Origin of the sequence: Antrihabitans cavernicola, from assembly GCF_008297975.1 — a bacterium.
Taxonomy (GTDB): Bacteria; Actinomycetota; Actinomycetes; order Mycobacteriales; family Mycobacteriaceae; genus Antrihabitans; species Antrihabitans cavernicola.
Window position 1 is genome coordinate 353,083 of sequence record NZ_VLNY01000001.1, and the last position, 24,958, is coordinate 378,040.

The 24,958-nt window shown below is 65.1% G+C and carries 25 protein-coding genes; 13 read left to right on the top strand and 12 right to left on the bottom strand.

What is annotated here, in order from left to right; all coding sequences use genetic code 11:
• Positions 1–735 (top strand): HAD family hydrolase, encoded by a 735-nt coding sequence (locus FOY51_RS01720; RefSeq protein WP_149428461.1) that lies wholly within the window; start codon positions 1–3, stop codon positions 733–735.
• Positions 736–752: 17 nt separating this feature from the next.
• Here the strand turns inward: FOY51_RS01720 and FOY51_RS01725 are convergent, their stop codons facing one another.
• Positions 753–1,688, bottom strand: coding sequence for a DMT family transporter (locus FOY51_RS01725; protein WP_235916036.1), 936 nt, complete (start codon positions 1,686–1,688; stop codon positions 753–755).
• Positions 1,685–2,023, bottom strand: a complete 339-nt coding sequence (locus FOY51_RS01730; RefSeq protein WP_149428462.1) for a hypothetical protein — start codon at positions 2,021–2,023, stop codon at positions 1,685–1,687. The genes FOY51_RS01725 and FOY51_RS01730 overlap by 4 nt, the downstream gene beginning before the upstream one ends.
• Positions 2,024–2,064: 41 nt before the next feature.
• On the opposite strand from FOY51_RS01730, the gene FOY51_RS27070 reads away from it, so the two are divergent.
• The gene (locus FOY51_RS27070; RefSeq protein ID WP_187776130.1) at positions 2,065–2,229 is read left to right on the top strand and encodes a hypothetical protein; all 165 of its coding nucleotides are present in this window, start codon (positions 2,065–2,067) and stop codon (positions 2,227–2,229) included.
• On the opposite strand, the gene FOY51_RS01735 is transcribed toward FOY51_RS27070, so the two are convergent.
• Both FOY51_RS01735 and FOY51_RS01740 read right to left on the bottom strand, forming a co-directional pair.
• The gene (locus tag FOY51_RS01735; protein ID WP_187776131.1) at positions 2,230–3,144 is read right to left on the bottom strand and encodes a neutral zinc metallopeptidase; all 915 of its coding nucleotides are present in this window, start codon (positions 3,142–3,144) and stop codon (positions 2,230–2,232) included.
• 40 nt (positions 3,145–3,184) lie between these two features.
• The gene (locus tag FOY51_RS01740) at positions 3,185–4,405 is read right to left on the bottom strand and encodes an MFS transporter (RefSeq protein WP_149428464.1); all 1,221 of its coding nucleotides are present in this window, start codon (positions 4,403–4,405) and stop codon (positions 3,185–3,187) included.
• A 166-nt stretch (positions 4,406–4,571) separates the two neighbouring features.
• On the opposite strand from FOY51_RS01740, the gene FOY51_RS01745 reads away from it, so the two are divergent.
• On the top strand, positions 4,572–5,840 hold the full coding sequence (locus FOY51_RS01745) for a glycoside hydrolase family 183 protein (protein ID WP_235916038.1): 1,269 nt from the start codon (positions 4,572–4,574) through the stop codon (positions 5,838–5,840).
• 41 nt (positions 5,841–5,881) lie between these two features.
• Here FOY51_RS01745 and FOY51_RS01750 read toward each other — a convergent pair whose 3' ends face one another.
• The 5 genes from FOY51_RS01750 to FOY51_RS01770 form a co-directional block, all read right to left on the bottom strand.
• Entirely contained in the window at positions 5,882–7,159 is a 1,278-nt protein-coding gene (locus FOY51_RS01750; RefSeq protein WP_149428465.1) for an MFS transporter, read from the bottom strand.
• A gap of 52 nt (positions 7,160–7,211) precedes the next feature.
• Positions 7,212–7,958 (bottom strand): MTAP family purine nucleoside phosphorylase, encoded by a 747-nt coding sequence (locus FOY51_RS01755; RefSeq protein WP_149428466.1) that lies wholly within the window; start codon positions 7,956–7,958, stop codon positions 7,212–7,214.
• A complete protein-coding gene (dctA, locus tag FOY51_RS01760; RefSeq protein WP_235916040.1) occupies positions 7,951–9,387 on the bottom strand; it encodes a C4-dicarboxylate transporter DctA in 1,437 nt (478 codons plus the stop codon). The genes FOY51_RS01755 and dctA overlap by 8 nt, the downstream gene beginning before the upstream one ends.
• A gap of 310 nt (positions 9,388–9,697) precedes the next feature.
• Positions 9,698–10,954 carry a serine--tRNA ligase gene (gene serS, locus FOY51_RS01765; protein WP_149428467.1) on the bottom strand — a complete coding sequence of 419 codons (1,257 nt, stop codon included), beginning with the start codon at positions 10,952–10,954 and terminating at the stop codon, positions 9,698–9,700.
• Positions 10,955–10,965: 11 nt separating this feature from the next.
• Positions 10,966–11,355 (bottom strand): ankyrin repeat domain-containing protein, encoded by a 390-nt coding sequence (locus FOY51_RS01770; RefSeq protein ID WP_149428468.1) that lies wholly within the window; start codon positions 11,353–11,355, stop codon positions 10,966–10,968.
• Between the two features lie 297 nt (positions 11,356–11,652).
• Between FOY51_RS01770 and FOY51_RS01775 the strand changes: the two genes are divergently transcribed.
• From FOY51_RS01775 to FOY51_RS01805, 7 genes are all read left to right on the top strand, one after another.
• Positions 11,653–12,711, top strand: coding sequence for a septum formation family protein (locus tag FOY51_RS01775; RefSeq protein WP_149428839.1), 1,059 nt, complete (start codon positions 11,653–11,655; stop codon positions 12,709–12,711).
• Between the two features lie 2 nt (positions 12,712–12,713).
• Positions 12,714–13,064: a metallopeptidase family protein gene (locus FOY51_RS01780; RefSeq protein ID WP_149428469.1), complete on the top strand. Its 351-nt coding sequence runs from the start codon at positions 12,714–12,716 to the stop codon at positions 13,062–13,064.
• Positions 13,065–13,214: 150 nt separating this feature from the next.
• The gene (locus FOY51_RS01785; protein ID WP_149428470.1) at positions 13,215–13,526 is read left to right on the top strand and encodes a PE family protein; all 312 of its coding nucleotides are present in this window, start codon (positions 13,215–13,217) and stop codon (positions 13,524–13,526) included.
• Between the two features lie 29 nt (positions 13,527–13,555).
• Complete coding sequence (locus FOY51_RS01790) at positions 13,556–14,797, top strand: PPE domain-containing protein (protein ID WP_149428471.1); 1,242 nt, start codon at positions 13,556–13,558, stop codon at positions 14,795–14,797.
• A complete protein-coding gene (locus tag FOY51_RS01795; RefSeq protein ID WP_149428472.1) occupies positions 14,794–15,615 on the top strand; it encodes an ESX secretion-associated protein EspG in 822 nt (273 codons plus the stop codon). Before FOY51_RS01790 ends, FOY51_RS01795 begins: the two co-directional genes overlap by 4 nt.
• A 106-nt stretch (positions 15,616–15,721) precedes the next feature.
• Positions 15,722–16,096, top strand: coding sequence for a GntR family transcriptional regulator (locus FOY51_RS01800; RefSeq protein ID WP_149428473.1), 375 nt, complete (start codon positions 15,722–15,724; stop codon positions 16,094–16,096).
• Positions 16,093–17,085 (top strand): DUF1648 domain-containing protein, encoded by a 993-nt coding sequence (locus FOY51_RS01805; protein ID WP_149428474.1) that lies wholly within the window; start codon positions 16,093–16,095, stop codon positions 17,083–17,085. Before FOY51_RS01800 ends, FOY51_RS01805 begins: the two co-directional genes overlap by 4 nt.
• 69 nt (positions 17,086–17,154) lie before the next feature.
• Here the strand turns inward: FOY51_RS01805 and FOY51_RS01810 are convergent, their stop codons facing one another.
• Positions 17,155–18,075, bottom strand: a complete 921-nt coding sequence (locus tag FOY51_RS01810; RefSeq protein ID WP_187776132.1) for a type IV toxin-antitoxin system AbiEi family antitoxin domain-containing protein — start codon at positions 18,073–18,075, stop codon at positions 17,155–17,157.
• A gap of 208 nt (positions 18,076–18,283) precedes the next feature.
• On the opposite strand from FOY51_RS01810, the gene FOY51_RS01815 reads away from it, so the two are divergent.
• On the top strand, positions 18,284–18,823 hold the full coding sequence (locus FOY51_RS01815) for a hypothetical protein (RefSeq protein ID WP_149428476.1): 540 nt from the start codon (positions 18,284–18,286) through the stop codon (positions 18,821–18,823).
• On the opposite strand, the gene FOY51_RS01820 is transcribed toward FOY51_RS01815, so the two are convergent.
• Positions 18,798–19,454 carry a histidine phosphatase family protein gene (locus FOY51_RS01820; protein ID WP_149428477.1) on the bottom strand — a complete coding sequence of 219 codons (657 nt, stop codon included), beginning with the start codon at positions 19,452–19,454 and terminating at the stop codon, positions 18,798–18,800. The two genes, FOY51_RS01815 and FOY51_RS01820, sit on opposite strands and share 26 nt — an antisense overlap.
• Positions 19,451–20,368, bottom strand: a complete 918-nt coding sequence (gene pheA / locus FOY51_RS01825) for a prephenate dehydratase (RefSeq protein WP_149428478.1) — start codon at positions 20,366–20,368, stop codon at positions 19,451–19,453. The genes FOY51_RS01820 and pheA overlap by 4 nt, the downstream gene beginning before the upstream one ends.
• A 67-nt stretch (positions 20,369–20,435) precedes the next feature.
• Between pheA and FOY51_RS01830 the strand changes: the two genes are divergently transcribed.
• Together FOY51_RS01830 and FOY51_RS01835 are read left to right on the top strand one after the other, a co-directional pair.
• Positions 20,436–21,593, top strand: a complete 1,158-nt coding sequence (locus tag FOY51_RS01830) for an MFS transporter (protein WP_187776133.1) — start codon at positions 20,436–20,438, stop codon at positions 21,591–21,593.
• 37 nt (positions 21,594–21,630) lie between these two features.
• Positions 21,631–24,954 carry a transglutaminase family protein gene (locus FOY51_RS01835; RefSeq protein ID WP_149428480.1) on the top strand — a complete coding sequence of 1,108 codons (3,324 nt, stop codon included), beginning with the start codon at positions 21,631–21,633 and terminating at the stop codon, positions 24,952–24,954.
• Positions 24,955–24,958 lie beyond the last annotated feature (4 nt).

The following is a 24,958-nucleotide window of genomic DNA, read 5'->3' on the forward strand; positions in this document are numbered from 1 at the left end:
ATGCAGGCACTCCCCCGCGCGATCCTTTTCGACCTGGACGACACGATCATCTCCGCGTACGGCCGCCCCGAACGAGCATGGCGGACGGTCGTCGCGGAGTTTTCGTCGCAGTTGGCTCCCTTGTCGGAAGACGTTGTGGTCGATGCGATTCGAAAGGCGGGCATCGAGTTCTGGTCCGATCCGGAGCGGCACCGCATCTGGCGGCAACGGCCGAAGGACGCCAGGTACAAGGTGGTGACGCTGGGATTCGCGGCCCTGGAGCAAGCGGGACATCACGTGCCGTCGATCGACGTGCAGCGTGCGATCGGCGAACGCTTCGCCGCGCTCCGTGAGGAGCAGATGCACCTGTTCCCCGACGCCCACAACGTTCTCGACGAACTACGGTCGCAGGGTGTGAAGTTGGCGTTGATCACCAACGGTGACGGCCCGAGCCAGCGCGCGAAGGTGGTGCGCTTCGAGTTGGCCGATCGGTTCGATCACATTCAGATCGAAGGCGAGCACGGCATCGGGAAGCCCGAGCCGCAGGCCTACGTCGATGCGATGCGGTCGCTGGGAGTCGAGGCCGAGGACACCTGGATGGTCGGCGACAACCTGGACTGGGAAGTCGTTGCGCCGCAACAATTAGGCATCTATGCGATCTGGTACGACCCCTATCGCAAGGGCGTCCCTGATGGCCATACGGCGAAGCCGGATCGGATCATTCACGAGCTGAGTGCGCTCCGCGCCTGTGAGTGAAATTCAGTGCCCCAGCACTAAACTTCACGCACGGGCTGCGAAGCAGCAATGCCGACCGCGACCAGCAGCAGCGCGCAGCCGATCAGGACCGTGACGGTCAGCTCGCCGCCCGATGGCGCCAACGCATCCAGTGCAACGGCGGTGACCAGCTGCCCTGCGACAGAAGCCATCCCGAGTAACAAGACGCCGATCCACCGCACCACCACGGCAGCGCCCGCGATGAAGCCGATGCCGAGCAGACCGCCGAGGTAGAGCCGCGGGTCCGTCGGCCAGCCGGTCGGCCAACCTTTGAACAGCACGGCAACCGCACCCACGATCACCAGCACCACGGTGCCGACCGCAAAGTTGATCCACGACGCGGCAAACGGCCCGCCGACCGCACCGACCCGCCCGTTCACGGCCTGCTGCCACGCCAACCCGATGCCGGCGAGCGCAGGGAGAATCGCCAGGCCCACGGCACCGAGCCCACCGTTCAACCGGCCCGACATCGCGACGATCACCGCAACGATCCCCAGGCCCGCGCCGATCAACCTGGTCGTCGTGACCGGGCTTACGCCCGCCGGGCCGATACCAGCCCGATCGACCAGCAGACTGCTCGCAATCTGCCCGCCGACCACCGCGACCGTGAACAGTGCGACACCGATGGTGCCGACCGTGATGCCCTGGCATGCAACGAGAAACGCGCCGCACACACCGCCGACGCAGTGCCACGGACGCAGCTTCCCGATGTGAACGGCACCGCGAACGTCACGCAGGCCTGCCCGAATCGTCTTGCTGCACAGCACCGCGATGGTGAGGACCACAAGACCGCCGCCGAAACTCACGACAGCCGCGACCACGCCGTCGTCGAGGTCAGCACCGAGCTCGCCGTTGATGTGGGACTGCAATGCGACAAGTGAGCCGATCAGGAAGGCCGCCAGCAGGCCGAGTCGTCGTTGCAGCGCATTGGTCACTCCAACGACTGTGCCATGTCCACAAGGACGCGCGTCAAACGCAGGCGTTCCGGCATCAGGTCGAGGGTCGAATCGTCCGGGTTGTCAAGAAGTTCGATCGGCAACGCGCACACTGCGGACCGGACGGTCATGCCACCGATGTAGCCGAACCGCACGGCAGTGGGGTCGACGTCGTAACCCTCGTCGTTCACGCCGTCGAGATACGCGGGCAGAATCACGGCATCGATGTCAGCGATCCGATCTGGGTCCAGCTCGCCTGCGTGCGCGAGCCCGATCAGCAACTGCCCCAGATCGAAACCGACGGGTAGCAGGGTGCCGAATCCCCAGTCGATCACGATCCGCTCGGATCGGTCGGCAGCGGGTATCAAGGGTGCGGATGGTTCGGCGCACCCCTAAGGGGGACAATGTTTCCCAGCTCACCAATGCCGCGGTGGCAGCTGTCGAAGCCGCCTGGCGCAAAGAAGTGGGCGCCGAGCGGTACGACACGATGAAGGCGGTGCTGCGCGAAATCGGCTCGGGCAGCTTCGAACTGCCCGCCTGATCACCCGACGGAGGCCGGCGTCGCCACCCAGGTGTTGCAGGAGACCAACGAATTACGTTGCACGCCTTTGGTGAACCAGTCGCCGAAGTTCTGCGGAGTGCCGTGATTCGATTGCCGTCCGATCGCATCACCGCGGGTGTAGTTGTCCTGCTGCGCCATCCGCAGGCTCGGTACGTCGAATGCGGTACCCATGAACATCCCCGACAGGCATTGCGCCTGCAGTTCGGTGCGTCGGGAGAGCTCCAACCCCTGCGGCGACATCCATCCGACATCGCTGATCTGTTTGGTCGACGCGGCGAGCGTTCCACTCAGTTGCTGCAGGTGATGGCCGTACTCGTGGGCGAGCATGCTCACCGCGGCGGTCGGAATGCCTTGCGGCCCAGCGTTGGTGCCGAGATAGCTGGCCGGAACCAGATAGATCACGCCGTCGCAGTAGTAGCTGCTCTCCTCCGGGGGTCTACCGCAACTCTGCGTGCTGACGTCCGCCGTAGTCACCACAGATGCGGGCTGAAACGGCAACTTCAGCCGAGCCATCACCGGACTCCAGGCCTGATTGAGGCAGTCGAGCGCGGCGTCGAGGAAGACCTGCGTGGCCTGCGGCGTTGTCGCCCACGGGGGCAGTCGGCAGGGTCGAGTCGCGAGCGACGCCGTCGACGTCAGCGGATTGGATCCGGTGGCTTCGACCGAGATCAGCCCCGTAGCAGCCGTGGTGGTCGGCGCCGTGGTGGTCGGGGTCGGTGTCCGAGACGTCGATGTCGGCGTCGTCGTTCGGACTTCCACCGACGCCGCGGGCCGGGTGTCTGCCGTGCTGTCGCGGCCTGAGAGCTTGATCGCGGCGATGGCACCGATGAGAAAGATGACGAGAGTGGTGACGATCAGCGCCGAGGTCACACTTTCGCGGCGTGGAGCTGGCACTACGCAGGACCCCCTGGGGGACGATCGGTCTTTTGTCGATCTAACCACGCACCTCGGCCGTCTCGGGCGGATCTGCGCGCACGCCCGGCAACCACTTGGGGACCGCTGCCGCGGCGAGGACGACCGGCACTCCCAACACTGCCAACATCGTTGCCATCGACAGCCATTCCGAGCCCAATGCGACTGCACCGAAGATCGCCAATGCGACTACCTCGCTGAGCAATCCGGACGCCGACGTGACCGTCGCGCGAGCCGGGCCTGCGATCGCATCCTGCACACGAGCCTCGGCAACGATCACCGCGTTGTTGACGATGCCGTAGCCGACACCGATCGACGCGAACCCGATCACACCCAGCAGACCCCGCCCACCGATCAGCGAGCCGATCGTCAGCAGGACGCCGGCAGCGATCAGCGCAATCGCCATCGTCGACGACCGCATCTTCGCCGTCCGACCCGCCAGCGCGGTACCGATCACCTGCCCGATCACGGTCAAGCCGATCAGCAGCGGAACCGTCGCCGTTGCCACCCCGGCCTCGTTCGCGAGCAGCGCGAAGTACTCGTCGAACGCGGTGAAGCCGAACAGCAGCGCTACCAGCAGCACGCCGAATCGCACGGTGCGTACGCGCAGCACCTCGCCCAGTCCGGCGCGCAGCATCGCCACATAACCGGACGGTGGTCCCACGTCCGATTCTTCGACGACGGACATGGCTTTGGGCGCGCTCGGCAGCGACAACGCGAGAGCGCCGTGACCGACCGCAACCCCGACGCTGACCCAGCCCACCAGCGGATAGCCACCCAACGCGAACAGCGGCGCGGCAGCAACGGTTGCGAGCAAGTTGCAGGTTTCGGCAGCCGAGTTCGCGTATCCCATCAGCGACGCGTAGCTGGTCGTCGCGTCGCGCGCCTGCAACTCGTCGTACAGCAGCGCCTCGTAGGTGCCGGACTGCAGCGCCCCACTGATTCCCCACAGCACGAAACCCGTGGCGAATCCTGCGTACGACGGAAAGACCGTCCAGACGGCGAAACCCGCCGCCAGTAGAACAGAACCCAGGATCAGGAGCCCGCGACGCGACACCGTATCGGCCCAGGCGCCCGACGGCACCTCGAACACGAAACCCGTGACCGACCAGATGACCAGCAGCGACGAGATCTGCGCGGTGCTCAGCCCGTGGTCGGCGAACAGCAGGGTGTAGAGCGCATAGAGCGGGATGAGGTCGCGGACGCCGTAGAAGGCGACCGCGCGAACGCCCAGCGATCGAATGCCGGACGAGCTATGCGGGGCGGTACGACGTCAAGGGTTGGACGTGAAGAAAGCCATGCACCAACTGTGACCGCGTCGCATCCGGTCGTCAAGAGAATTCCCAGTCGTTCGCGAATGTTACGAAAGTGACATATGAGGCTGGTGCGATTGTTGTTACGGTCACCCGATGCGACTTCACAGGCGGTTCGGGCTCGTGTCGATGGTCGGCGTCGTCATCACCACGTGTGCGGTGGCGATTGCAACTCCGACTGTCGCCGATGCGCAAGGGTGCGGCGGTAGCACCGGCAGCGCAGGCACGGGTTCGGGAACCGGGAGTGCCGGTTCAGGCAGTGCTGGTTCGGGATCGGCGGGCTCAGGGTCGGCTGGATCGGGGTCGGCTGGATCGGGGTCGGCTGGTTCAGGTGCGGGCGCTGTGAACCCGATCCCCTGGCTCAACGGCCGCGACGGCCACCTCCCGAACCTGCAGGGCAGAACCCAGGCCATTTCGCATCTCACCGGACCGCTGAGTCCCAACGACACCGTCCGGCGATTCGGCGTGCTCGGAACCGACCTCGGCATCATGTGGGACAACGGAAAAGGGCAGGTGCTCACCGCATTCGGCGACACGTTCGGGTTGACCATCAATCCGTTCTGCGGTTTCGTCGGAGACTGGCGCAGCAATGTTCTCCTGCGCAGCGGCGATCGAAACCTCTCCGACGGAATGGGATTCGACAGCGCGGCGTTGGACAGGCCGAACCATGCGAAAGAGATCATTCCCAGCCAGAAGATCGCCGGTGTGGAGATCACGGTGATCCCGACGTCCGGCATCGCCGTCGGCGATACGCAGTACATCAACTTCATGTCGGTCCGATCGTGGGGCGCCCCCGGCCACTGGGTCACCAACTTTGCCGGCGTCGCATACTCCACCGACAACGGCGAGAACTGGACCGTCGATCCAACGACGTTGCGCCCCAACCTCCCCGGCGGGTTCGACAACTTTCAGATGGCGTCGTACCTGCAGCACGGCGACGGGTGGCTCTACCAATTCGGCACGCCCCCAGGACGTTCCGGGGACGCACGCCTTGCTCGCGTCCGACCCGAGGCTGTCCGCAACACCGCGGCCTACGAATACTGGAACGGAACCGGCTGGACCCCAACCAATCCCGGCGCCGCGGCTTCGGTCATCCCCGGGCCCGTCAGCGAACTGTCGGTGCAATGGAACGACCACTTGGGCGCATTCGTTTCGATGTACACCGACGGGTCCAACTCGATCGTGATGCGCAAAGCACCGAATCCGTGGGGTCCATGGGGCGCGCCCGACGTCTTGGTATCCAGCCGTGATGTGCCGGAACTCTATGGCGCATATATTCATCCGTGGTCGAGCGGATCGGACTTGTATTTCCTCGCAACAACATGGTCGGACTACAACGTGATGTTGATGAGGACGACGTTGTAGGAGGCGGCGCTCCGACTCGGCGAATGCGTTGCAAGACCGGGCTAGCCCTCCCGATCGCGCCGAATCCGCTCCCGCACCTCGGACAGCGTTCTCGGTGTGACACCGGTGACCGACCGAGTGCGTTTGCGCGACAACAGGACTCCGATTATCCCGACCGCCCAAACGACGTACTGGACGGTCCACGCAACTCGGAACGCCTCGAAGGTGTAGCCGCCCTTGGCGTCGAGGATGAAGCCCATGGCGAGGATCACCAACAACGTCGCCAAGAAGCCTCCGATGTTGACCATCCCCTGCGCGGTGCCCAGATTGGCACTCGGATTGAAGGTGCGCGCGTAGTCGAATCCCACAGCAGACCCGGGCCCACCGACGGAGATCACGACCACCAACAGCGCCAACAGCCACACGGGAGCCCGCTCCGGCAGCATCAGCACCACGGTCCACATCAACGCGTTGCTCACCATGATGAACAGAACCAGCCAGGACCGCCTGTTCGGATAGCGACCCGTGAGGACTCCGATCACGATGCCCGACACGATCGCCGACAACACCGACAAACTCAGCAACCCGCCGGCCGCACCGGACGACAACCCCTGACCCGACGTGAGATACGGCAACCCCCACATGAGTGCGAACGTCGTGATCGAGAACTGTGTACCCAGGTGCGAAAAGAAGCCGAGCCGAGTTCCCGGCCGAAACCACACGTCCCGAATCGATCGGGCAGTATCGCGCAACGTCACCTTCTCGGCGACCACTGCCAAACCGGGCGGTGCGTTGCGGACGACCGCGAGCACCAGCACCACGATCAGCACCCCGAGCGCCGCTGCCGAACCGAACGCTACCGACCAGCCCGGCCCGTAGAGCAGTGCGAGAAACGGTACGGCCGAGAGGATTTGGCCGATCTGACCGAGGATGCCCGTCAACTGGGTCACCAGTGGCACGCGGCGTGGGGCGAACCACTGCGGCACAAGGCGCAGCACGGAAATGAAGGTCAACGCATCGCCGACGCCGACGACGGCGCGCGCCCCGATCGCCAGCGGAAGCGACTCGGTCATGGCGAGAGTGAGCTGCCCGGCCGCCATGATCGCCGCGCCGGACGCGATGAGCACCCGCGATCCGAATCGATCCAGCATGACGCCGGCCGGAATCTGCATGGCTGCGTACACGACAACCTGGAGCACGACGAACGACGACAGCACAGTCGGAGCCACGTCGAACCTGGCGGCAGCGTCGATCCCGGAGACGCCGAACGTGGTGCGGTGCATGACACCGACTACGTACGCGAGAACTCCGGCAGACCAGACAACCCAAGCGCGCACGATCCCAGCCTATCCGTTGCGATTCCTCCCGGTATCCGGGAGGAATCGCAACCGATCAACGCTGACTTAGCTCCATCACTATCTGCAACAAGGCCTTTCGGAGGCGAAGCGTGTTGGAGTCGAGCTGCTCGCGCACCAACTCCTGACTGACCGGCCACGGGGTGTCACCGATGACATCGTGGTCCGTTACCAGTGCGATGCACGTGTAGGACATGCCGAGTTCGCGAGCAAGTGCAGCTTCGGGATACGGGGTCATGCTGATCAGATCCCAGCCCTGCGCTGCGTACCAACGCGATTCGGCTCGCGTCGAGAAGCGCGGCCCACGGATGGCGACCATGACGCCGCCGTCGTTAACGATCCAGCCGTTCTTGCGGAGCGTCGAGACAACGGTCTGCCGTGTCGACGCGCAAAACGGTTCCGCGAACGAGATGTGCACGTCGTCGTCGTGGAAGGTGTCGTCGGTGCGACCGGTCCGATCGACTAACTGGTCGGGGACCACAAGGGACCCGACTCCGATTGCCGACCGCAGCGACCCGGACGGCGTCGGGGCCAAGATCGTGCGAATTCCCAAGCTGTGCAACGCCCAGATGTTGGCTCGCGCGTTGATGCGGTGCGGAGGAATGTCGCGATTGCGGCCAGTTCGCGTGAGGTAGGCGAGCCTGCGTCCCTCGAAGGTTCCGAGCACAATGTTGTCGGAGGCAGGGCCGTATGGGGTTTCGACCTCGATCTGTTCGGCGTCGTCGAGCAACCCGTAGTAGCCCCAGGTTCCCAGCACCGCAACAGTGGGTGTCGGCTCAGACATTCTGACTCGCAACCTGTTCGGTGGTCGACGTCGTCGGCAACGCTGCCGGTGCGGGCTTGATCGCCACGGAATCCATTGCATCGCCGTGCTGTTCACCACCGGGGTGCGGGTGCGCTGCAACGTCGTCCGGATCGTCGGGAGTGATCTTCCCGTCTAGCACGGCACGCATCTTGTCCTTGTCAAGCAGCCCTTCCCAATTGGCGACGACGAAGGTGGCGAGGCAGTTACCGAGCAGGTTGGTGAACACGCGCATGGAGTCCATCAAACGATCTGCGCCGAGAAGCAGTGCGACGGCGGCGACGGGGAACGCACCGATGGCCGCGGCCGTCGCGGACAATGCGACGAACGCCGAACCAGGTACGCCCGCCATACCTTTCGAGCTGAGGATCAGGATTCCCATGATCGCGAGCTGCTGGCCGAAGCCGAGGTCGACGCCGACAGCTTGCGCAAGGAAGATCATTGCGAGCGACAGGTAGATCGCAGCTCCGTCGAGGTTGAACGAATAGCCGGTGGGAATCACGAGACCTACTACGGCGCGGTCACATCCGGCGTTGTCGAGCTTCTTGATGATGCGTGGCATGACTGCCTCGGACGATCCCGTACCCAACGCCAGCATGAACTCTTCCCGGCAGTACTTGATGAACTTCCACGCATTGAGACCGGTGATCGCCCACACCACGAGCGACAGCACGACGATGAAGATGATCGCCGCGCCGTAGCAAGCGAGGATCAGCATGCCGAACGACTTGAGTGAGCCAGCGCCGTAGTTGCCCACGGTGAAGGCCATTGCACCGAATGCGCCGAGCGGTGCGAGGTACATGATGTAGCCGACGATGCGGAAGATGACGTGCAGCGCTTGGTCGATGACGTCCATCAGTATCGGCGGTGCCGACTCGCTGAACGACGCCAACGCGACACCGAAAAGAATCGCGAACAGCAGCACCTGCAGCAGGTTGTTCTGCGCAAAAGCGTCGAACACGCTGGTCGGAATGATGTTCATGACGAACTCGACACCGCCGGGGAGGTGCCCGCCCTGCGTCTTCTGGTCCAGCGCGGTGGTGTCCAGCGTCGCCGGGTCGACGTTCAGACCGCTGCCGGGATGAACGACATTGGCGATCAGCAGTCCGAGCGCCAATGCGCAGGTGGTTCCCGCCGTGAACCAGAGCAGGGCCTTGACGCCGATCGAACCCAGCGCCTTCATGCTCCCAACCTTGGCGATGCCCGTGACGATCACGAGGAAGATCAGCGGCGCGACGATCATCTTGATCAGCTTGATAAAGCCTTCACCCAGCGGACCCAGATGGTGGGAGAAGGTCGGGAAGAACACACCGGTGGCGATGCCGAGCGCAATGCCCATCAAGACTTGGACGAACAAGGAGCGGTACCACGGCTGCTTCTTGGGTTTGGTGGCGGTTGCTACATCGGACACGGTGCCCTCCTCGGGCTAGCGATACCAAAACTTCCGTATTGTGGAAGTTACTTTTCATATCTTGATACCGAGTGAACCGCGTCACATTTTGCATGTCAAGAGACGCGCGAAAGAAATTGCCGCAATGCGAATATTAGGTTTCGGCATGCGGAAATGTACCGTTTGGTACGGGGCTTACAGGCTGCGACGAGGCCCCAGGATCAGACCGCAGAATCACACGTGAATACTCCCAAACCTGCTGATGCAGTACCAGATTCGGGACTATGGGCCGCTCACAATCGGAAGTCTAAGCGCTGTGATCCAGGCCACTCTACGGCCGCAACACATCCGTCCCGACAAACGGCACCAAGGCAGCTGGCACCCGCACCGATCCGTCGGCCTGCTGGTGGTTCTCGAGGATCGCAACGATCCAGCGCGTCGTGGCCAAGGTTCCGTTGAGGGTGGCGGCGATCTGCGGCTTGTTGTTCTCGTCGCGGTAGCGGACGCTGAGCCTGCGCGCCTGGAACGTCGTGCAGTTCGACGTCGACGTCAGCTCGCGGTAGGCCTGCTGCGTCGGAACCCAGGCTTCACAGTCGAACTTGCGCGCCGCCGACGACCCGAGATCGCCTGCAGCAACATCGATTACCCGATACGGCACCTCGATCGCGGCGAGCATGTCGCGTTCCCAACCGAGCAACCGCTGGTGCTCAGCGTCGGCGTCCTCGGGCTTGCAGTAGGTGAACATCTCCACCTTGTCGAACTGGTGGACACGGATGATGCCGCGGGTGTCCTTGCCGTAACTGCCCGCCTCGCGACGGAAGCACGACGACCAGCCCGCATACCGCTTCGGCCCGTTGTTCAAATCCAGGATTTCGCCCGAATGAAAGCCTGCCATAGGCACTTCCGAGGTTCCGACCAGATACAGATCGTCTTCTTCGAGGTGGTAGACCTCCGCCGAGTGCGCGCCGAGGAAGCCGGTGCCCGCCATGATCTCCGGGCGCACAAGCACCGGCGGAATCATCATGGTGAACCCGTTGGCCATCGCCTTCTGCGCGGCGAGCTGCAGCATGCCGAGCTGCAGCATCGCCCCGAAGCCGGTCATGAAATAGAAGCGCGCACCGGAGACCTTGGCGCCGCGCTCCATGTCGAAGAGGTTCAGCGACTCGCCGAGCTCCAGATGATCCTTGGGTTCGAAGTCGAACGTCGGTAGCTCGCCGACGGTCTCGAGAACTATGAAGTCTTCCTCGCCGCCCGCGGGTGCACCCTCCTGGACGACGTTCGAGATCGCCCGGTGGGCCGCGTCCAACGCGGCGTCGCCTGCGGTCTGCGCAACCTCGGCTTCCTTGACCTTCGCGGCAAGTTCCTGAGAGCCGGCGAGCAGCGCGGGGCGTTCCTCCGGGCTGGCCTTGCCGACCTTCTTTCCGAGCGCCTTCTGCTCGGCGCGAATGTTGTCGGCGGCGGCCACGGCGGCGCGGCGACTCGTATCGACCTCGAGCAGCGCGTCGACCAGGGCTGGATCTTCGCCCCTCGCCCGCTGCGATGCACGCACGACGTCGGGGTTCTCTCGCACGAATCTCAGGTCAATCACGACTCTGCAGCCTACTGACCGTTTTCCGGCTGCAGCAGGCCGAGGTAATCGGAGCGGCCGAACATCGTCGCGGCGTCGACGGCCGACGGGTGCCCGGTCGTCGGATCCGCACCCGCGCGCACCAACGCCGCCACCACGTCGTCTTCGCCCTTGAAGACCGCACCTGCGAGCGGGGTCTGGCCCTTGTCGTTCGCTCGGTTCACGTCCGCCCCGTGTTCGATCAGTGTCGACACCGTCGTCGCATGTCCGTGATAGGCGGCGAGCATCAAGAGCGTGTCGCCGTTCTGGTTGCACAGGTTCACCGGCGTCCCTGCGTCCAGGTACTGAGCCAGCGTGTCCGACGCACCCTCGCGGGCCATCGCGAACAGCCGGTTTGCCAGATTTTGGACATCTTCGCTCATGACTTGCCAAGCTACGCTGCGCTCCACGAGAGCGACCGGGCATGATGGAGCGCGATGCCCGAGGAAGACATGCCCGCGAAGAAGAGTCCCGTCGACAGAATCCGCCGTCTCGGCGGGCTGCGACCCAAGCGAGACGACTCCGGTCGCGACGAGCCAGAACAGGCTCTACCTGCGACGACGGAGCCCGACACCGCGTGGTCAGCCAACCCGACGGCGGCGAGTGCTGCACCGGTCGAGGACGAGCCGACCGCGGATGCCGACGACGACGTCGACGAGCCCGTTACCAAGCATCGCCACATGTCCGCTGCGACGACGCGTCGAGTGCTGGCCGCTGTGGCCATCGGCGCCATCGTGGCAGCCATCGCCACCATCTTCCTCACCGGCGGGTTCAAGAAAGACAAGGACCTGAGCGTGCACCCGGCAGGCGATGCGGCCGCCGCCACCGGCGCTGTCGCCGGTGAGGCGTTCGGTTCCGCCGCCCAAGGCGACTGCCTGACCTGGAAGAACCCCGACGCCAGCGACCTCGGCAAAGTCGACTGCAAAGAACCGCACCTGTTCGAGGTAGCGTCGGAGGTGGATCTGAGCAAGTACCCGGGTGCCGAGTTCGGACCCGGCTCCAAGTTCCCAGGCGTGCTGCGCTTCTCGGAGTTGCGCGACGAACATTGCGCACCGGCCGTCAACGACTACCTGGGTGCCAAGTTCGATCCGAACGGCAAGTTCGACATCGGCCTGATCAATCCCGGCGAAGCGGGCTGGGCTGCGGGCGAGCGAACGCTGCGCTGCGGCCTGCAGTTCTCCGGCACTACCGGCGCGCTGATGCCGATCGTCGGAACCGTTGTGAGTCAAGACCAGTCGAAGGTGTGGGATCCGGGCACCTGCATCGGCATCAACCAGAACATCCCGTCCGACCCCGTCGAATGCTCGCAGCAGCATGCCTTCGAGGTGGTCGGCACGATCGACTTGGCGCAGCAGTTCCCCGGCGGTCCGCCCTCGTCCGACGACCAGGACAAGTTCATCGAAGGTGAGTGCACCAAGCAGTCCGACGCGTACCTCGGATCGCCCGATGCACTGCGCAACAAGACCTTGACGCTGTTCTGGGACAACTTGGACGCGTCGAGCTGGCTCGCCGGAAGCCGCAGGATCAACTGCTCTGTCGGCAAGGAGGTCGACGCAGGCGGTTTCGCGCCGATCGTCAACTCCGCCAAGGGCGACATCCTGATCAACGGCCAGCCGCCGGTCCCGCCGCCTGCCATCCCGAACGGTCGCTCCATGCCGGCCCCGTTGCCCGGTGCCGCCCCCGCGCCGGTGCCGCCGCCCGACCCGGGCGCACCTGTCGTACCCGCGCCGCCGGGCTGATCGTGGCAGTCGCGATGTCCCCCGACCGGTTCGAAGAGCTGGTCGGGGACGGTTTGGATCTCATACCGGAGGAACTGACAGCGGCGATCGACAACGTGGTGGTCCTGGTCGAGCCGCGCAACGACGACGATCCGCACCTGCTCGGGCTCTACGAGGGCATCGCCTTGACCGAGCGGGACAGCCACTACGGCGGGTCGTTGCCGGACACGGTGACCATCTACCGCGACGCGATTCTCGAGATGTGCGCCGACGAGGACGAAGTGGTGCACGAGGTTGCCGTGACAGTGATTCACGAGATCGCCCATTACTTCGGGATCGAAGAAGAGCGCCTTCACCAGCTCGGCTGGGGCTAGTCTGTCCGAGGGAAATTTCTTTGGAACTCGATGGAACCGATCACGGATCCTTCGCGTCCAAGAAATCGAGGGGGAATTCAACGGTGGTTCCACCAGTCGGATCGGCGTATCGCCGATCCGGCAACACTTCGCGTGAGGGAGTAGGACGCCATGCCTGGCTTAGTACGTGTCGAACCCGAAATGGTGCTCGCAGCAGCGACCGAACTGGAACTGCTCGCTGACCGTCTACAGGTCGCAGTCTCGTTGAATGCCCCGGTCACCCACGTGATTCCGTCCGGCGCAGAAGAGGTGTCCGGCCTGGCAGCGGGCTACTTCAACCGCACCGCCGCGAGCTTCGAGCCCGCCGCGCTCCGTGGTATCGCCGAGCTGCACAACGCGGCAGCCGTTCTTCGCAACCATGTTGCTCAGTACATCGGCCACGACGTCACCAATGCCGGCTCGCTCGGTTCCATCGAAGTCTGACGCCGGATAAGAACTAGGGGAGATTCGCAATGACATTGGGCGTAACCGGCGTTTTCTGGCTGCCACGTACTGCGACGGGTAACTCCATCACTCTGAACACCGGTGCACATGCTGTGCCGATCTCGGCCGCGGGCGGGGCGTGGGGGACGCTCGCCGCCGTATACACGGAGGCAACAGCCACCACGGCACGTGTGATCGCGGAACTAGGCGCCGGCCTCGAGGGCATCAACGGCATCGGTGCGATCGCGCAGCTAACCAACTTCACTGGGTGGACCGAGCACATGGCCGTCAACTCGGCTCTGACCAGCGCGAAGGCCGCTGCGAACGTGACGGCCTACACCGTGGCGTCGCTGGCGATGCCGAGTCTTCCGGAGATCGCCGCCGTCCAGGCTGCCAAGGTGGCCGCGTACTCCACGGGCGGCGCGCTCAACGGCACGGCCGAGCTGGCCGAGGCCGCCGACAAGGCCATGGACATCCGCGCCGCGCTGGTCATGGAGGCCTACGAGGCCGCCACCAGCGTGCTCGCCATCCCCAACGATTTCGCGCCGTCGCCCGCGATCGCGGCGGGTGCCCCCGCTGACGATTCGAAGCAGAATCAAAGCCCGGACGTCTTCACCGATCCGGTCGGCGCCTTCACCGCCAACCCGGTGCAAGCGGCCAGCACCCTGGCAGGCGCCGTGATGAACAACCCGGTGGTGCAGGGCGCGGTGGCTCAGGCAGGCAACATCGCCGGAACCGCCACGTCCGCGGCATCGTCGGTTGCGACGAACATCGGTGGTGCCGCAGTCTCGGCAGTCACCAGCAACCTCACCGGCTCGCTAGGCGGAGCGCCGAGCATGCCGATGGGCGGAATGGCCGGTCTTGGTGCAGGTGCAATCGGCGGTGCGGTTGCGTCGAGCGCCTCGACCCGCGCCGTCTCCCTCGGCGCAGGCAGCGCGGCAGGCGGCTTGGGCAGCTCGTCGGGCATCAAGTTGCCGGAAGGCTGGGGCAGCCCCGGCTCGGCGCTGGGCGGCGCATCGGCGAACGGCTTGAACGGATCGGCGACCATGCAGGACGGTCTCGGCGCTGGCGCACGGCTCGATCCCGCACTCGCCGGTCGTACCGGCAACCCGGGATCGATGATGCCCGGCCGCGGCACCGCTGACGGCGAAGACGACGCCGAGCACGAGACACCCGAGTACCTCAAGAACTTCGAGCACTTCTCCGACGGTCGGACGGTTATCCCGTCCGTCATCGGCGGCGACGGCGCTGCGATGGAACCCGTCAGGTGATCGATCTCGGGATCGGCCCCGCACCGTCCACGTTGGAGGCGGTCACGCTCACGCTCGACGAGATGGAACTGCTGATGGAGCGGTTGCAGATCGACGAGCTTCCGGTGGTGCTCGCTGCGGTGCCGCGCTACGACAACGCTCCCGACCGCGACGCCGCACTCGGTGCGGCCGAGGGCGCGCTGACCGAACGTGGGCTCATCGACGACGGTCAGATCGTTCCCGACCTGGTCGAGCGGCTGCAGGTGCTGGCTCGTCCGCATTGGATCATCGCGCTGCGCTACTACGTCGACGAGTCGATCTCGCGGTTGTGCGTGGCGAAGGGTGACGAGCGGACGGTTCTGGCCCTGCGTGGTCCGGACACGTACGTCATCGACCAGCTCGACACCGATCCCGCGGGCCCGATCATCGCGGCACTCGGACCGTCGACGCCGTTGGACTTCAGCGGTCTGAATGCCCCGACCGAGCCGCTGGGTTTGATCTTCGACGATTCCAGCGATCCCGAGCGCACTGCGGAAAGGCTTGCGGAGATCGGCATTCCGTCGCGCGAGTCGGGTGTGGTGGCAGCGGCGATGCTGCATTGCTTCGCGCACACGGAGATCGTGGGCGTTGCCTACGGCGACGGCACCCGTGATCAAGCGGAGGGCAACATCGCCGTGTTCGACACGCGCGACGGTCGTTTCATCGCGACATCCAGTCGGGCAGCAGACGGCACCAAGTGGTCGGCGCTGAGTTCGGGTACAGACGCACGGTTGCGGCAGGCCATCCACTCGCTGGTGGAGACGCTGCCGACCCGCGAGAACTTCCCCACCCGGCAGTAGCCACGTTTCCCAGAAAGCCCGTTCACCGATCGCCTCGGTGAACGGGCTTTTCTCTGTTGCCAGATCGAGACTTGTTCTATTTGAAATAGAACAATATGCTAACCGTGTGCTGATACAGGTCGATCCGACATCATCGGAACCGCTGTTCTCCCAAATTGCGGGAGCAGTGCGCGGAGCGATCGCGCGAGGCGAGATCACCATCGGCGAACGGCTACCTGGCGCCCGCCAACTGGCGTCGTCACTGGGACTGAACGTACACACGATCTTGCGCGGATATCAGGAACTTCGCGACGAAGGTCTGGTCGAGTTGCGCCGCGGCCGCGGTGCGGTCGTGACGGCGACTGCATTCGACGGCACCGTGCGACTGCACCAGGCCGTGTCCGAATTGCGGCTTGTAGCAAGACAGTTGGGCATGAGTACGGACGAGATCGTCGAGATCGTGCGTGCGGAACAGAGCGAACCCATGGAGGAGTCGAAATGACCGAGATTGCACCCCAGCCCATCGGTGCCACCACGCGTCCGGTCGTGCGGATCCTGCTCGCGGGCCTACCCCCGGCGTTGATCACGGCGGGCGGCGCCTGGCTGGTGGACAGCTGGCGCTCCGACCTGCCGGAGCCGATCGCGACCCACTGGGACGCACTGGGTTCGCCGGACCGGTTCGGATCGATCAGTGGCACCATCTCGTTACTCGTCATCTTCGGTGCGCTGTTCACCGCGATCGGTGTCGGCATCGCGCTCTACGCGCCGCACAGCACCATCGCCAGGCTCGCGAGCGCGACCGGCGCCGGGACAGCAGTCTTCTCGGTGACGCTCATCGGTCTGTTGACGTCGGCGCAACGCGGGCTGCTCGATGCGACCGAAGCCAACACTTCCGCGTGGTCCATCGTGACCGCATTGGTGGTCGGTGTACTGATAGGAGCGTTGTGCGCCATCATCATTCCGCGCTGGGCGACGCCGAACGAGTTGGTGGTCGGCGATCAACCGACCATCCCCATCGGTGCAGACGAACGCGTGGTGTGGACCAGTGGAGCATCCGTCAATCGCGTCGCAGCTGTGCTGAGTGTCGTGGGCATCGGCGTCTTTCCGGTTCTGGCCCTGATAACTCGGCAGTGGGCATTGCTGATCGGCGCCGTGATCCTGATCGTGGTACTCGCGGCATTGCTGTCGATCCGCGTGACCGTCGACCAGCGTGGCGTCAGCATTCGCAGCGCCTTCGGCTGGCCGAGGACCACAATCGCGCTCGACGACATCGTGTCCGCTCGCGTGGTCCAGATCCGCCCCTACCGTGAGTTTGGCGGCTACGGTCACCGATTCGCGCTCCGCGGACCCTGCGCAGGCGCAGAGGGCTTCATCTTGCGCGGCGGTGACGCACTGCTCGTCCAACGTGTCGGTGGCGGTCGTGACGTGGTGACGGTCGACGATGCCGCAACCGGAGCAGGCGTTGTGAACGGTTTGATCCAGCGCGGCTAGCGCGATGCCGCGCACTGAACATTCACCTGCGCAGCAAGTTTCACGCTCGGATGCATATTCGATGCGCTGTTACCGTCCGACGCGCTCGAGCCCTTGCCGTAGCAATCTGTGCAGCGCGCCGGGACGGCGTGAATCACTCCAGGTCCAGCGCACCACGTGCACACCCAGAGCGTGCAGATTGGTCTCGCGGCGGCGTTCGGCCAGAACGGCGTCGGACGCGTCCTTGGCGTACTTCACCATGCCGTCGAACTCCCCGACCAGTACACCGTCCCGATCGAAGTCTGTCCGCGCCACGAAAAGACCCTCCGGCGTGCGGAATTCGTGCTGTAGGCGAGGCAACGGGATATCCGGCCAGGACGCCATCTGCGCACGGCTCCACGATTCGCCGATGCTTTCCGTGCGATCGTCGGCAAAGGCAGCGCCCCGACGCGCGACGCCAATCCCTCGACGCTTGCCGAGCCGGGCGAGAACGTCGTCGATGTCTTCCGCCGATACACCACTGCGCAGCGCCGACTCCAGCACGCACACCGCCTGCTCGAACGAGCCGAGGCACGCCACATCCACTGCCGTGCGGGCAGGCGTCGTCACCGCAACGCCGTCGAGCACGCTCACATCGGCGGGCGCGAGTGAGACCCGATGCAGAATGCGATGTGCACGATGGCCGCCGCCCCGGCCATCCTCCGAGAAATGCACGGCGTCGAAGTCCGGCCGCAACAGCGGAAGCGAGTGGAGAACGGCCGCGGAGACGTGACTGACCACGGCTCCCGTCGTGCATCGACCCACGGCGGCAAGCACCGTCGCGCGATACCGTTCGACCGCCGCCAGCTCAGCCCATCGCTCACTTTGCGCGAGTGCACCGCGCGACACGCGAGTGAGGTCGCCGGACCTGACGCCACGATGGATCTGCGCGTCGCTCAGCCCGCGATCGAGTGCCTGCCTGCGGGTGAAGACACGTCCGAATCGGTCACACCTCTCAGCGTGCCGGGTCACCATCGCTGCCGGTAGCCCCAAGCGACAGCCTGTGGATAACTCATTCCGCGCACTGAAACATTCACCGGCGCAGCAAGTTTCGCGCTCGGATGCAAAATCGGTGCGCCAAATGCTCGTTGCACTTGGTAACAATTCCGGCAAAACGGGTGCGGGACCGCAACCGTTCGTGCTTGTCTCGAAATCGGGGGCTACGAACGGAGGAGTTTCGATGTCGATCCGAACCACGCGAGCTGCTGTTGCCGTACTACCGATCACCGTCCTGAGCGCCGTGGCCTTCGCAGGCCCCGCGTCGGCGGCCAGTCCCGGCACCGATATTTCGGCGTCGTCCGCGGCGGCGTGCGACGTGACGTTCCAGATCGTCAACCGCACGAATTCGACGTTCTACACCATCGACTTCCGTGTCGACGGCGAGCCGCTGACCGGCACCGACTACGGATCAGGCCCGACCGGCCGGTTGAGCGTGCACTCCGAAGTCGCCGACGGCACACCGACTTTCCCCGGCAACCCCTACCGCACCGACCTGCCGCCGGTCACCAGCCAGAAGACCGAAAACCTGCCGAGCCTCGGCTACCCGGCCAAACCGCCGACCGAGACGTACAACGTGGAGTACCGCATGATCCTCGGACCGAACGGGCCCGACCGGCACCCTGCGTGGCAGTCGATCCAGGTCGCAGGCTGCGCAACGCCGCCGCCTGCGACGGGCTCGTCGGGCTTCGGGTCGTCTAGCCCATCGGGTCGTCCGCAATAGCGGCGACGTCCTCCTGCTCGAACGGCGGCTCGAACACCGCCCACCGGACGCACTCCCACCCGTCGGGCGTCGGGACCAGCTCGACGGTCTGGGTGTTGTCCAGGTGGTTGTGCGACGAGAACAGCCCGGGCACGTTGCCGAGGTAGCGCCCGACCAGCCGGATCGCGGCGCCGTGGCTCACCACCACCACGTCGCCGGAATCCAGGTACTGCTCGCGCAGTTGGTCGAGCACCGGCACGTAGCGGTCCAGCACGTCCTGACCCGACTCGCCACCGGGCACGCGCACGGTGAGATCGCCCATGTGCCAATCGTGAAAGACCTTCTTGAACAATTCGTGCGATGCCTCGTCGGTCTTCCCTTCGAGGTCGCCCGCCTGCGCCTCGTGCAAACCGTCCAGCGCCTGCACGATCAGACTCGTCGAGCCCTCGATGTAGCTCGCAGTCTGCAAGGCGCGCAACGCATGCGACGACACCAGCGCGACCGGCTCTTCGGCCGCGAACCGCTCGGCGATGGTTCTGGCCTGCATGACACCCAACTCGGTCAACGGAGCGCCGGGCAGCTTGGTATCGAGCTGCTTCGCGACGTTGCCCTCGGTCTCCCCGTGCCGCACCAGGATCAGCCGTCCGGTCACAGGTCCGCCCGCCCTTCCCGTAGTTCGGCCAGCCACTGCGAGTCCGGAGCATCCGACGGTGGCGCGGTGCCGAATTCGTTTGCTGCAGGCCATGATCCCAGGAACCGAACGCTTGCTGCCATGCGGTGCAACGCCTTCAACGCCTCACCGACGGCCGCGTCGTCGATGTGCCCGATGCAGTCGAGGTAGAAGCGGTAGGTGCCGATGCCGGTTCTGGTCGGCCGCGACTCGATTCGGGTCAGATCGATTCCGCGCGTGGCGAACTCGGCGAACGCACCGAACAACGAGCCTGGCTCGTTAGGCAGTTCGAGGACGATCGACGTGCGATCGGATCCCGTCACCGCCGGTGCTCGACGCGGTTTGGTGACGTGAACGAAGCGGGTGCGTGCACCCTCGTAGTCGACGACGCCCGAGGCCAACGACTCCAGACCCAGCCGCTCCCCCGCCAACGCCGTCGACACCGCCGCGTCGGCGAGGCCGTTCGCGACGTCCTCGGCCGCGGCGGCATTCGATGCCGCGTACCGCACCTCGACGTCCGGCAACTCACGTTCGAGCCACAGCCGCACCTGCGCGGCCGCGACCGGATAGGCGCAGATGGTGCGGACGTCGGTCAACGCGGTGCCCGACTTGGCGACGATAGAAAAGCTCACGTCCAAGTCGATTTCGGCAACGATCTGCAGGCGCGCGCTCATCGCCAACGAATCCAATGTCGCTGGAATGGAGCCTTCGATGGAACTCTCGATCGGGACCACCGCACCGTCGACATCGCCGGCCCGAACCAGCTCCAACGCGGCAGGCTGACTGGCGGCGGTGACACGTTCGACGGTGCCGTCGAACGCACCGGCCGTCTCCAACCCGGCCAGTGCCATCTCGGTGAAAGTTCCGGACGGTCCGAAATACGCGATCCGCTGCACGCTCACGAGGTTACGCAATGATGGGCCTCGCGTTGACGACCGTCGAGTGAACGCGGTTGGATCAGCCGTGAACTCGAGCCGTAGCAGGTGGTCGGTACTGATCGCCTACGCGTCCGTTGCGGCGGCCTCGCAGACCTTGTGGCTGACCTATGCGCCCGTCACCACGGTCGCGGCGGATCACTACGGAGTGTCTATCGGTGCGATCGGGTGGCTCGCCAACATCGAACCACTGCTCTACGTTCTGCTTGCGCTGCCCGCGGGTTTGTTGCTGGACAGGTCGTTTCGCTCGTCGCTCGCGGCAGGCGCCATCCTTTCGGCGATCGGTGCGATCGTCCGCCTGCTCGGCGACGATTATTCGTGGGCGCTGATCGGTCAGCTGATCGCGGCTGTTGCGCAGCCGTTGCTGCTCAGTGCGATCGCGAAGGTCGCTCGCGAATACCTGACCGAGAAGGATCGTCCGGCCGGGATCGCGCTGGGCGCCTGCAGCCTCACCGCAGGACAATTGCTGGCAATCGTGTTGGGCGCGGCGCTGTCCGCCCCGGACCAGATTCCCGATCTGGAGCTGATCGGCGCCGTGTTCGCTGCGGTGTCGGCGATCGTGCTGGTGCTGTGTCTGCTGCGGCCGAGTCCCTACCCGTCCGGGCGAGTCGCGGCAGGGCTCGAATCATTGCGTGTCGTCTGGAGCGACCGCGCGATCCGGATCATGTGCGGCGTCGTCTTCCTCGGCTTCGGGATCTACATCGCTGAAACCACCTGGCTGCAGGCGTTGCTGGAACCGGCGGGAATCACCGCGTCCTCAGCAGGCGTGTTGCTGGTGATCATGCTGGTTGCGGGCACCATCGGCGCTGCCACCCTGCCGACCACCATCGCCCGCCGCAACGCGCAGCCCGCGATGCTTTTCGCGTCGGTCATCGTCGGCATTGTCGCCGCGCTTGCTCTCGCAGTCGCGCCGGGATTCGGGGTCGGCGTCGCCGTTCTCGCGGTGAGCGGTTTCCTCAACGTTGCCGCGCTGCCGGTGATTCTCGAGTTGGCCGAGCGCCGCGCGGGCGCGGCCGGTGGCGCCGTCGCATCGTTGGTATGGCTTGCCGGCAATGCAGGCGGACTGGTGGTCGCGCTGTCGGTCCAGGCGCTCGTCGACACTCCGGCCGCTGCGTTCACACTGCTCGCCGTCTTCGGTCTGCTCGCGGTTCCGCTGCTGGTGGCGCTGCGGAAGCGGATTGCCTGAACGAGCGCGCCGTCGCCGCGTGTGATGAGATTTCGGGATGGGCATAAAGGTGGCACTCGAACACCGCACCACCTACACCTTCGACCGGCTGGTGGCGGTACATCCGCACGTGGTGCGGCTCCGACCTGCTCCGCACACCCGGACGCCTATCGAGGCGTACACCCTGAAGGTGGAACCGGCCGAGCATTTCGTCAACTGGCAGCAGGACGTATTCGGTAATTTCCTTGCGCGCCTGGTATTTCCCGAACGTGCCAAGGAATTGAGCATCACCGTCGGCTTGATCGCCGACATGGAGGTGATCAACCCGCTCGACTTCTTCATCGAAGACTTCGCCGAGCACTACGGGTTCGAGTACCCCGCCGACCTGCTCGCCGACCTCGAGCCCTACCTACGACCTGTCGACGAGGGCGAACCCGGCTCGGGCCCTGGTGAACTGGTCAAGGATTGGGTGCGCGACTTCACCGTTCCAAGCAAGATCCGCACCATCGAGTTCCTCGCTCGCCTCAACCGCGAGATCCTGGACTGCGTGGGCTACACGCTGCGCATGGAAGTCGGCGTGCAGACGCCCGATCACACGTTGCGTGCTGCAATCGGATCGTGCCGCGACTCGGCATGGCTGATGGTGTCGATTCTGCGCGAGATGGGTTTGGCCGCACGCTTCGTCTCCGGCTATCTGGTACAGCTGTCGTCGGATGTGAAGTCGCTGGACGGCCCGTCCGGTCCGGAAGCCGACTTCACCGACCTGCACGCCTGGACCGAGGTCTACATTCCCGGCGCGGGCTGGATCGGCCTCGACCCGACGTCGGGGCTGTTCGCGGGCGAAGGCCACATACCGCTGTCCGCGACGCCGCATCCGTCGTCGTCCGCCCCGATCTCCGGCAGCACCGGCATCTGCGAGAGCATCCTCGACTTCGCCAACGTGGTCACCCGAATCCACGAAGACCCACGAGTCACGTTGCCGTACACCGAAACACAGTGGACGGCCATTCAATCGCTCGGCGCGGAGATCGACCGGCGCATGGTCGACAGCGACGTGGCGTTGACGATGGGTGGCGAGCCGACGTTCGTCTCGATCGACAATCAGGAAGACCCCGAGTGGACGACCGCCGCGGACGGGCCACACAAGCGTCGCCTCGCCAGCGAGCTCGCCTCCCGACTCAAGGACGTGTACGCACCCACCGGCTTCGTGCAGCGCAATCAGGGCAAGTGGTATCCCGGAGAACCGTTGCCGCGCTGGCAGATCGGGCTCTACTGGCGCACGGACGGCGGTGAGCTCTGGAACGATCCCGAACTGCTCGCCGATCCGTGGTCACCGGAACAGACCAATAGCACCGAACCCATTGCGGCACAGAAATTGGCAGCCGACATCGCCGAGCAGCTCGGACTGCCGGACGCCCAGGTCCGCCCGGCGTACGAAGATCCGATCGCCGATCTCGCGACCCTGCTTCGCCAACCCGACGGCGATCCCCCGACCACCGACCTCGATCCGACCACCGATTCCGTCGATGCGCGACAAGCATTGATCGACAAGGTTTCCCAGCCGGTGCGCACTGCCGCTGCATACGTTCTGCCACTGCACCGCGCGGAAGACGGCACCCTATGGGAGAGCGCCGACTGGAAGCTGCGGCGAGGGCGAATCGTGTTGCGGCCCGGCGACTCTCCCGCCGGTCTTCGTCTGCCACTCGATTCGATTTCCTGGCGCGCCTCCGAACCGCCTTTCGACGACGATCCGACTGCGGACAAGGAGCCGATTCCCGACGAGGTCGACGAACCCGATGCCGAGGTAGTCACCGAGGCGCCGCGTGCGAAGGTCGGGTTGCCCACCACTGCACTGGTTGTCGAAGTACGCGACGGCATTGCCTACGTGTTCCTGCCGCCCGTCGCGAAGTTGGACCACTTCGTCGACCTGATTTCGGTCGTCGAAAGCGCTGCCGAGGCGACGGGGACCGCGGTGGTGCTCGAGGGGTATGCGCCGCCGCCTGATCCGCGCATCGAAACCCTCACCGTGACACCGGATCCCGGTGTCATCGAAGTGAACATGCAGCCCACGTCGTCCTTCGCCGAACAATCGGAGCTGCTGGCGAACCTGTACGAGCAGGCGCGCCGAACCCGGCTCGGCACAGAGTCGTTCGACAACGACGGCACCCACGGCGGCACCGGCGGTGGCAACCACATCACCCTGGGCGGTCGGACACCCGCAGAGTCGCCGCTGCTGCGTCGGCCCGACCTGCTGGTCTCGCTGCTCACCTACTGGCAGCGGCACCCGTCGCTGTCGTATCTGTTCTCCGGCAGGTTCATCGGGACCACGTCGCAGGCGCCGCGCGCGGACGAGGGCAGGCAGGAAGCGCTCTACGAGTTGGAGATCGCCTTCGCCGAAATCGATCGACTCGGCAGCGAAAACAACTCGCCCTGGCAAGTTGATAGGGCGCTCCGGCACCTCCTCACCGACATCACCGGCAACACCCACCGCGCCGAATTCTGCATCGACAAGCTCTACAGCCCCGATTCGGCGCGCGGTCGGCTCGGCCTGCTGGAGCTGCGCGGCTTCGAGATGCCTCCGCATCACCGGATGGCGATGGTGCAATCGCTGCTGGTCCGCAGCCTGGTCTCCCGGTTCTGGGACGATCCCCTGAAGGCACCGCTGATCCGCCACGGCGCCAACCTGCACGGGCGCTATCTGTTGCCGCACTACATCATCGAGGACATCACCGCAGTCGCGGCCGATCTGCGGGCGCACGGCATCGATTTCGACACCAGCTGGCTGGACCCGTTCACCGAATTCCGTTTTCCGCGAATCGGAACAGCGATCATCGACGGTGCCGAACTGGAGCTGCGTGGCGCCATCGAGCCGTGGAACGTGCTCGGCGAAGAGTCGTCGCTGACCGGGACCGCGCGCTACGTCGATTCGTCGGTGGAGCGGCTGCAGGTGCGTCTCGCCGGTGCGGACACCGGTCGATACATCCTGACCTGCAACGGTTTTCCGGTACCGCTGATGGGTACCGACAAGTCGGACGTGCAGGTCGCCGGTGTTCGCTACCGCGCTTGGCAACCACCGAGTGCGTTGCATCCGTCGTTGACCGTCGACGGCCCTCTGGTCTTCGACCTTGTCGACACCGTCAACGGTCGCTCCCGCGGCGGCTGCACGTACCACGTATCGCATCCCGGTGGCCGCTCCTACGACGGTGCCCCGGTCAACGCCGTCGAGGCCGAATCGCGGCGGAACCGTCGCTTCGAGGCAGCCGGGTACACGCCGGGCCCCATCGATTTGTCAGACTTGCGCAGCAAACAGGCTCGACTGGCCACAGACGTCGGTGCTCCCGGGATACTGGACCTTCGGAGGGCACGGTCCGTACTGAGGTAGGAGC